The following is an 8,155-nucleotide window of genomic DNA, read 5'->3' on the forward strand; positions in this document are numbered from 1 at the left end:
TATTGACGATGCTGTCAGCAGGATAAGGGGTGAGAACGATCGATTATCGGGTGATTAAAGAGAATGACGTCTTCTTGACAACGGACAAGAGCGGAGACATACCTAGTGAAAACCCAACGGGTCTAGGTTTGTATATGCAGGATACACGTTTCCTTAACCGTATGGAGCTGTATATAAATGACGAGAAGCCATTGTTACTCACTTCTTCAGCAGAAGAAAACTATCTGGCCACTATACTACTAACAAATAAGCACATGGAACGAGAGGGTGAACTTCTCCTCTGGAGAGAATCAATTGAAATTCAAAGAGAGCGGTTTATCTTTGGGGGTATTCTTTACGAAACCGTGAAATTGTCCAATTTCTCTCCAACGCGAATTCAATTCAAGCTTTCTACGGTATTCGCCGCGGATTTTAGCGACATGTTTATCGTAAGGGGCTACAGCGAGACAACGGCAGGAGAATACCTTGCTACGGAACAAAGCAACACTCGACTGAGCTTCCGTTACCACGGCACGGACGATGTACTGCGGCAAACGACAATTGACTGGGATGATGAGAGTGGAATCGCCGGTGGTGAAGGAGAAACCATTTTCAACTTAAGTTTACTTCCGGCGACAAGCAAGGAAATCACTTTTACAATATCGCCTTCTTTAGATGGGAGTCTGCCCGCAAAGCTATCGAAAAACGAAGCCATTAAGTGTTTAAAAGAATCCTACCGAGACTGGGTGCAACAAACTACACAGGTCAAATCTGATATGGACTCGTTCAATAAATTGTACAATCGCGGCTTGCAGGATTTAAGGGTGCTATTGACCGATGTCGGTTATGGAGCTTTTCCTGTAGCTGGGCTCCCCATATTCGCAGTTCCATTCGGCAGGGACAGCTTAATCGCTGCTCTGCAGATGATATCCTCCAATCCGATGATTGCAAGAGGAACGCTTCTCACGATGGCAGCTACTCAAGGTACCAAAGAAGATGATTGGAGGGATGAGCAGCCTGGTAAAATCATGCATGAAATGCGTTACGGGGAATTAGCTAACACCAATAAGATTCCCTTTAATCCTTACTACGGAACGATAGACGCAACCCCATTGTTCCTAGTTCTGTTGACAGAGTATTACCACTGGACAGAAGATTTGGCTCTTGTGAAACAGCTCCTACCGAATATTGAGAGTGCGCTTCATTGGATTAATGAGTATGGTGATCGTGACAAGGATGGGTTCGTAGAGTATCACCAGGAATCCCCTAAAGGAATTCTCAATCAAGGCTGGAAGGATTCTGCAGATTCTATAGTGCATGAGAATGGAGATCTTGGGCAATCCCCTATAGCTTTAGTTGAAGTACAGGGCTATGTGTATCAGGCTAAAATGAAATTGGCTCCTATTCTTCGGTTGCTGGAGAAGAGCCAACTCGCGAACCAAATCGAGCTTGAAGCTGAGTTGTTGAAAAAGAAGTTTAACGAGTTGTTCTGGATGGAAGATCAACAATATTTCGCAATTGCACTGGATAGGGACAAAAAACAAGTGCGCTCCGTTACATCAAATCCGGGACACTTGCTTATGTCGGGCATCTTGGATGAAGAGAAAGCTGTCAAGGTTTCTAATCGACTCGTTAGCTCAGACCTATTCAGCGGCTACGGCATTCGCACGATGAGCAGCGGATCGTCAGGCTTCAACCCAATGAGCTACCATTGCGGCAGTGTGTGGCCGCATGACAACTCCATGTGCTTACTAGGTCTGAGCTCTCTTGGATTCAAAGACGCAGCCAACACTGTAATAACGGGGTTAATGGAGGCATCGGCATGCTTCGAGTATTCAAGATTACCGGAGTTGTTCTGCGGTTACGACAACGTAAGAGGATTCGCGATACCGTATCCTGTTTCATGCTCACCGCAAGCATGGGCAGCCGGGACGCCAATCGCTTTTCTCCAAGTGATGCTCGGCCTTATTCCAGATGCGGTAGCTAAGACGATCTCACTTGACCCTTCTCTTCCTTCGGGGATGAACGCTCTGGCAGTGAACCAGCTAGCGATTGGTAAAGGTCATCTTGCCATGACAATAACCCGGGTTTGCAACAAAGTGTTTCGAGTGGAATTACAGAGTAATACAACAGGCTATCGTTTGATCACTAACGAAACCGGTGTTCCCCAGCGTTAATAGGACAATGTTTAACCGCATTGTTTTGTTAAATATATGATTCATAATCAAAAGGGAGGAAAAGAAAAAATGAAAAAAAGATTGTCATTATCTCTCGCTTTAATACTCGCATTTGCTCTGACCGTAACAGCTTGTGGCGGAAACAACGGTAACAACGCAAGCCAATCTCCATCCGCATCCAGCGCGGCGTCCGAAAGCGCGTCTCCGTCCGCTGACGCTCCGAAAGAAACGGTAGAAGTAACACTGGCAGGGTGGGGCGCAAGTCCGGAGGAAACAGAACTCCTCAAACAAACATTAGATGAGTTCCAGGCTAAAAATCCAGATGTCAAAGTGAAGCATGAAGTTATTGCCGATCAATACATGGATGTAATTAAAACGCGTTTGATTGGAGGCGAGGCGCCGGACGTATTCTACATGGACGGTTCCGAAGCTCCTGGAATTATTGAAAGTGGTGTTCTAGAGCCCCTAGATTCCTACGTGGGCAATGATTTCGATGTCACAGATTTCGAAGAGCCGTTGCTTAATGCATTCAAATCTCCTGACGGGAAAATATACGGGTTCCCGAAAGACTTCTCTCCACTAGCCATGTTCTATAACAAGAAAATGTTTGCCGACGCAGGAATCACTGCTCCTCCTGCAACATGGGATGAATTCCGTGAGGTTGCCAAGAAGCTGACTAAAGGTAATGACGTTTACGGATTCGGCGTTGCACCTGAGCTCGCACGTCAATTGTTTATGACTCAAGCGTTCGGCGGTAAAGTGGTGGATGAGAATGGAAGCGCTGTATTTAATACAGCTGAAGCCATTCAAGGCTTGCAATTGGTCATCGATCAACGAATCGTGGACAAATCCTCCGGTCAACCTTCCGATGTAGGAGCAGGCTGGGGTGGAGAAATGTTCGGGCAGGGTAAAGCAGCGATGGTATTTGAAGGGAACTGGGCCATTCCTTATCTAGAGTCTAACTTCCCGGATCTCGATTGGGGTACTGCGGAGCTCCCATCAATTAACGGAAAGAAAGGTACAATGGCATTCACAGTTGCTTATGTCATGAACAAGGAATCCAAGAAGAAGGAAGCTGCCTGGAAGCTGATCTCTTACCTAACAGGCAAAGAAGGGATGAAGACGTGGACGAGCAAAGGATTCGCGCTTCCGTCCCGTAAATCCGTTGCGGTAGAGCTTGGATTTGATAAGGATCCTATCCGTGGGGCGCTTGTTGCCGGTGCTGCTTATGCAACACCTTGGCAAGCAGGGAAAAATCAACCGATTATTTCGACTAACTTCAACAATCAATTTGTAAGCGCGTTCCTCGGCGATCAGAAGCTGGATGCGGCAATGAAAACCGCAGTAGAGACTGCGAACAAAGAGATCGAAGCTTCCAAATAATCAAAAGTGCCCGCAGGGTCAGGATATTCAATCCCTGCGGGTAGATTTATCAAATTGGGATGCGAAGAGGACAATTGTTCAGAATCAATCGATAGAATAATGGTCTTCTTCGCAGCCCAATTGGGCAGACGAGAAGGAGGTTAAGTTATGAAAGGGATTCTGGGTAAACGTTCAACAAGAGAGGATTTGGCGGGATATTCCTTTATGTTGCCAACCATTATCATTATCGGAACCTTTGTGGTTTTGCCGATCGTATATGCGGTATTTTTATCTCTCCATAAAGTTACCTTGTTAGGTGGAGTCGGCTACGATTTTGCGGGATTTAAAAATTTTGAACGGATGTTTGACGACTCGAAAGTATGGATTGCTTTGAAAAATACTGCGAAATATGTGCTTATTGTGGTCCCGGCTCAAACGATGCTCGCCTTGATTCTCGCGGCTGCTTTGAATGCTAAGCTCCGAGGGCGGACCTTCTTTCGGGCGGTATATTTTCTACCGACAATTACCTCATCGGCTGTATTGACGTTGATTTTTGTTTGGATCCTTAACAATAATGGTCTCTTAAACGAAGTTCTAGAGATGTTTAATCTTCCGACTCATAACTGGTTAGCAGAGCCTTCCGTTGCGCTTTTTGGAGTTATGCTTATGAATATTTACTCTACCGCCCCTGGATTTATGGTGATTTATCTGGCATCCATGCAAGATATATCCCAAAACATCTACGAGTCAGCGGAAATTGACGGGGCAAACGCATGGACGAAATTCTGGCGAATAACGGTACCGCTTCTTAAACCTGTTACCTTCTTTGTAGTCGTCTTAGGCGTCATAGGTTCATTCCAGGTGTTCGACCAGGCCTATATTGTGTCCAGAGGGGAAGGGGGACCGAACAACTCCACCTTGACCATTGTACTTTTAATTTACAAATATGCATTTAAGAGTTTGGATTTGGGCTATGCGTCTGCCCTAGCGTTTATGTTGGCAGCAGTTATCATGCTTTTCACACTTGTACAAAGAAAGATATTCGGAGATGAAAAAAATTAAAGCAGGGGGTGAAATAAGTGAATACTACTGCGAAAAAATGGTTTAAAGCCGTTATCTATATCATATTGGGGTTTTATGCTTTGCTTACAGTGATTCCATTCCTCTGGGCAATCACAACATCTTTTAAACCGCTCTCCGAAATCGTACAGGGCGGCTTGAGCTTTATACCTAAAAACTTCACATTAGATAATTATAAAACAGTTTTCACCCAAGAGCCTTTGTTTCCGCGTTGGTTTTTCAATAGTGTTTTTATCGCGGTTTCCATTACTCTTCTCAACTTATTACTGAATTCCATGGCCGGTTACGCCTTGGCAAGGATTTCGTTCTTTGGAAGTAAGTTCTTGTTTTTCGTTATCCTGGCGGTATTAATGATTCCGTTTCAAGTTACGCTTATCCCAAGCTTTCTTCTTTTGAAAGAGCTTGATTTCTTGAATACCTATCAAGGGATTATTGTTCCCGGCATGGTGAACGCCACTTACATCTTTATGATGAGACAATTTTTCCTAAGCTTTCCTACAGAAATGGAGGAAGCTGCATTTATCGACGGAATGGGAAGAGGGGGCATATTCTTCCGCTTGGTATTACCGTTGGCCAAACCTGCACTTGCTGCGCAAGCCGTCTTTATTTTCCTGGGTGCTTGGAACAACTTCCTAGGACCGCTTATTATCATGTCGGAAAAGGCTATGTTTACGTTGCCGATCGGACTCAGCACTTTCAGGGGAGAATATATCAGTTATACGAATTTAATTATGGCGGCTTCCATGATGTTTACCGTTCCTGCTCTGCTTCTTTATATTTACTTTAATCGGTATTTTATCAAAGGGATTACTTTTACTGGTGGTAAATAATTGCAATCAACACCGAAGCCTCGGAATTTACAAAGTACGAAGCCAAAGAAGAGATGAAGAAGCTCCTAACAGAGTACTTTAATTCTTTCGATGGAATTACGGATTAATCTTCCTAAAAACGAAAAATGGCTCCGCTTAATAAGTAGAAAAAAACCGCTCTTTCCAGGATAGGAAAAAGCGGTTTTGATTTCTATAAACGATTACTTAGCAGCTTCGTAACGAGCGTCGAAAGCGTTCCAGTCAACGACGTTCCAGAAAGCAGCGATTTAGTCAGGACGTTTGATATTTCAGGTAGTAAGCGTGCTCCCATACATCCAGGCCGAGGAGCGGGGTATCGCCTTCCATAATCGGGCTGTCTTGGTTTGGCAGGCTATAAACCTTAAGCTTACCCGCTTTGTCTGCTGCAAGCCAAGCCCAGCCGGAACCGAAGCGAGTTGCACCTGCTGAATTTCAAACATATGGAGTAATAAATAATTTATTTGAATTATTCGAAGAGGAAATTAACTTCTGCTAACACTTTGGATAGGTTGCGCATTTGCCCGGAAAAAGGGCCTTCATATCCGGAAATGAAGGCAGACAGATTCAAGAGCATATGGGAAGTAATCCCCTTGGGCATTAAGCTCCCTCGGTATGATTTAGTTTTCTCACAAATGCTCGCTTATTCGCAGGATTTCTCCCGGTTGGTTAGGGGTGAAAGACGAGAAGGGGGACTCCGTGTTAGACTTCGGCAACATGAAGGCGTACGGGAATAGAGGGGAATATATACTGCCCCATATAATTCCATTTACTGCACGCTTTCTCCACGCCGCCCCTGGAGGTTCTCACTCCCATGTCTCAACGGGTCTATGCCCTCTCATTCCTTCGTTACGCCTGTCCAAGGGGTGGAGGCCGGTATTGCTAACGGTACGGGTCTACGCCCTTTGGTTTAATTTATCCGGTACTCCGTGCTTTCTTTGAAATCCTGCGAATAAGCCAAAACTCGTACAACGAAACGGTAGATTATCGGTTAAGCTGCTAGCTGAATAGGCAACGTTTTAGGAGGGTTATAGGCTTCTCCACTGCGAGCCATTCCAACTAAGATTCTAGCTAATTTGCCACACAACTTCATTATGGACCTCATTTTCTTCATCTTCTTTATCTGTACATTGTATGCATGCATGGCTTTAAACTCCGAATTGTTTGCGACTAAACTCATGGTCATCATGAAGATAAAACGTCGGAGACGAGAGCGTCCACGTTTGCTAATCTTCATCTGTCCGGTCCATTTACCCGAGCTTGCTTCTGCGAGGTTGAGGCCAGCATGACGCAGTAAGGCGTTGCCGTGCACAAAGCCGCTTAAATCCCCCGCCTCACCTAGAATACCGGCTAAAGAAATCGCACTAATCCCTTTCACAGCAAGCATGGACCCCGCAAATGGAATGCGTTCCAAAACGGCGATAATCTCCGTTTCTACCGTTTGCAATTGGAGGCAAGCAAGGTCGTACTCATCGAGCAGTTGCTTCAAGTGAAGCTTATAGGCATGTGTGGCTCGCTTAGAACCCACAGATCTGCAAGCCAATGAGATAAGAGCTCGAGCTTTTCGATCACCAGAATGCCGTTTCATCAGCGATTTCCAGCCTCGTAAGATATCTTGAGGCTGTAATTTACCCAACTCTTCGGGCGTTGGGAAAAGACGAAGTGTGGCCAATGAACCGGTACACATGATGTTTTTGAAAACTTGTCGCAACTCAGGAAAAACAATGTCGACCCAGCGATGGATTTGGTTCTTCGCACTAACGAGTCTTGTTACGACAGAGTCGCGGTTTGAGAGAAAGACACGTAGTTCTTCAAATGCTTCTGGTGTGTTGCGAGTGAATGAGTAGTAGCCGTTTTTGACCATGTCTGCGATAACGAGAGCATCCTTTTTGTCACTCTTGGATGGCGTATTGTCGCGGTTTTCCTTGTTCTTTTTCACGAGATGTGGATTGACGAGAGCAACTTCAAACTGACGATTTGAGAGCCACCTGGATAGGTTAAGCCAGTAGTGCCCGGTAGGCTCCATGCCAACAATGGCTGCCGTAAAAGCGTGAGCGTTTTGCAGCGACTGGATCCACCGAAGAAGGCTGTTAAAACCCTCTTCATCGTTTGAGAAGGATAGAGGATTACCGACCACGATTCCTCGGAAATTAACAGCACGAGCGACATGCGTTTGCTGTGCGATGTCGATCCCAACGACTAGATGTTGAGCGGTAATTTTTTCAATGAGTTGATTTTGTCTCGCTTGCGATTTAAACTTCATAGTAGAGCGTCCTCCTGGATGATGGAATTTTTAGGGCTATGACCCGTTGCGTACTTCCATCGTACCGAGGCGCTCGTTTTTTTGCAAAGCGGAAATTTAACGCTCTACAGGAATGCTAACGGAGTACGATAGTTCAATCATAAGGGCTGCCAATAGGCGGCCCTTCGTTATGTTAATGAGCGGTATAGTGGAGCCATGCATTTAACTGTTTCATCTACCTCAGCGTTACCATCCCTTTATAATTCATATTTCCAACGAATTAATAAATGGATGGTATATTTAGGATAAATAGAGGGGCTGGCGCTGAAATGAGAAAACGTATCTGTGTTGTTTTACTGTTTATGCTTGCTTTTTGTTTACTAATGAATAGTGTATTTGCCGCTGAACCTGTAAACGAAAATAAGCTCATTCCTGAAGAAGGTCAGTATGGATTTTTTATTTTTGAGATC

5 protein-coding genes and 1 pseudogene are annotated in these 8,155 nt (G+C 45.0%); 4 read left to right on the top strand and 2 right to left on the bottom strand.

From position 1 onward, the window contains the following. Window positions 1-29 precede the first annotated feature (29 nt). The 4 genes from DFP97_RS06885 (at window position 30) to DFP97_RS06900 (ending at window position 5,428) form a co-directional block, all read left to right on the top strand. Window positions 30-2,156, top strand: a complete 2,127-nt coding sequence (locus DFP97_RS06885; protein WP_342773253.1) for an amylo-alpha-1,6-glucosidase — start codon at window positions 30-32, stop codon at window positions 2,154-2,156. A gap of 69 nt (window positions 2,157-2,225) precedes the next feature. Further along, window positions 2,226-3,539, top strand: a complete 1,314-nt coding sequence (locus DFP97_RS06890) for an ABC transporter substrate-binding protein (RefSeq protein ID WP_114379227.1) — start codon at window positions 2,226-2,228, stop codon at window positions 3,537-3,539. 147 nt (window positions 3,540-3,686) lie between these two features. Continuing rightward, on the top strand, window positions 3,687-4,580 hold the full coding sequence (locus DFP97_RS06895; RefSeq protein WP_114379228.1) for a carbohydrate ABC transporter permease: 894 nt from the start codon (window positions 3,687-3,689) through the stop codon (window positions 4,578-4,580). Window positions 4,581-4,597: 17 nt separating this feature from the next. Further along, a complete protein-coding gene (locus DFP97_RS06900; protein ID WP_114379229.1) occupies window positions 4,598-5,428 on the top strand; it encodes a carbohydrate ABC transporter permease in 831 nt (276 codons plus the stop codon). 200 nt (window positions 5,429-5,628) lie between these two features. Here DFP97_RS06900 and DFP97_RS06905 read toward each other — a convergent pair. Both DFP97_RS06905 and DFP97_RS06910 read right to left on the bottom strand, forming a co-directional pair. Beyond that, a pseudogene (locus DFP97_RS06905) lies at window positions 5,629-5,872 on the bottom strand (superoxide dismutase); the annotation flags it as partial. 562 nt (window positions 5,873-6,434) lie between these two features. Beyond that, on the bottom strand, window positions 6,435-7,706 hold the full coding sequence (locus tag DFP97_RS06910; RefSeq protein WP_114379230.1) for an IS110 family RNA-guided transposase: 1,272 nt from the start codon (window positions 7,704-7,706) through the stop codon (window positions 6,435-6,437). Between the last annotated feature and the right edge of the window lie 449 nt (window positions 7,707-8,155).

It is taken from the genome of Paenibacillus prosopidis, from assembly GCF_003337375.1.
Lineage (GTDB): Bacteria > Bacillota > Bacilli > Paenibacillales > Paenibacillaceae > Pristimantibacillus > Pristimantibacillus prosopidis.